Origin of the sequence: Janthinobacterium agaricidamnosum NBRC 102515 = DSM 9628 (genome assembly GCF_000723165.1) — a bacterium.
GTDB classification, from domain to species: domain Bacteria; phylum Pseudomonadota; class Gammaproteobacteria; order Burkholderiales; family Burkholderiaceae_D; genus Janthinobacterium; species Janthinobacterium agaricidamnosum.
In genome coordinates this window covers 5,907,594-5,908,792 of the sequence record NZ_HG322949.1, presented here as the reverse complement: position 1 = coordinate 5,908,792, position 1,199 = coordinate 5,907,594, and the positions used below count along the sequence as shown (strand labels likewise).

1 protein-coding gene is annotated in these 1,199 nt (G+C 55.9%); it reads right to left on the bottom strand.

Translation table 11 applies throughout. The annotated features are described in order from the left end of the window. Positions 1-40: 40 nt before the first annotated feature. Positions 41-1,128, bottom strand: a protein-coding gene (locus GJA_RS25650; protein ID WP_144241644.1) for an IS3 family transposase whose coding sequence is annotated in 2 segments (ribosomal slippage) — positions 41-876 and positions 876-1,128 — 1,089 coding nt in all. Because the reading frame shifts where the segments join, the coding sequence is not laid out codon by codon here. Between the last annotated feature and the right edge of the window lie 71 nt (positions 1,129-1,199).

The following is a 1,199-nucleotide window of genomic DNA, read 5'->3' as shown; positions in this document are numbered from 1 at the left end:
CGGTAATCTCCCCATTTTTAGAGCGCGCTAAAAGTAGAGGCTAAGCGGCCAGGGCAAGCTTCTGTTTTGGTGTAATGCCGCCAAGTGCCATGTTGGGCCGGTCGTGATTGTAAGTCCACAACCAGCGGGTTGCAAAATCCTGGATATCCTCGAGTGTTTCAAACAGGTGATGAGCCAGCCAGTCGTAGCGCACGGTGCGGTTATAGCGCTCGACATAGGCATTCTGCTGCGGCTGCCCAGGCTCAATGAAGTCAATGCGTATGTCGCGCCTGGCGGCCCAGGCCAGCGTCACGGCGCTGATGTATTCGGGGCCGTTATCGCAGCGAATGACCTGGGGTTTGCCACGCCATTCAATGATCCTGTCGAGGCAACGGATGACGCGTTCGGACGGCAATGAGAAGTCAACCTCGATGCCGAGTCCCTCACGGTTGTAATCGTCGATCACGTTGAACAAGCGGATGCTTCTGCCGTCGGCCAGTTGGTCGTGCATGAAATCCATCGACCAGGTGTCGTTGATCTGTGCAGGCACGGCCAGCGGCAGCGGTTTTTCGCGTACCAGCCGATGGCGCGGCTTGATCCGTAAGTTCAGTTCCAGCTCGCGATAGATCCTGTAGACGCGCTTGTGGTTCCATTTAAAACCCTTTACGTTGCGCAAATACAGGAAGCACAGACCGAAGCCCCAGTTGCGCTGGTTATTGGTCAGGCGTACCAGCCAGTCCGCCACGACAGCGTTTTCCGCATCGAGCTTGGCACGATAGCGATAGCAGGTCTGGCTGATGCCGAACGCCAGGCAAGCCAGTCCGATTGTGGCTGAACGTTGGGCCACGGCCCATTGCGCCATCTCCCGCCGCTGAGATGGCGTTACCACTTTTTTGTCAAAGCTTCCGCGACAATCTCGGCTTTCAAGCGCTCCTCGGCATACATCTTCTTCAGGCGCCGGTTTTCGTCCTCCAACTCCTTCATGCGGGCCATCAGCGAGGCGTCCATGCCGCCGAACTTGGAGCGCCATTTGTAGAACGTGGCATTGCTGATGCCATGCTCGCGGCAAAGCTCAGGGACTGGTGAGCCGCCCTCGGCTTGCTTGAGGATGGAGATGATCTGGCTATCGGTAAAACGGGACGTCTTCATGTAGAACTTTCAAAAAATCTGAGTTTGGAAAATTCTACTTTTAAATGCGATCATTTGGCGGGGGGATTACC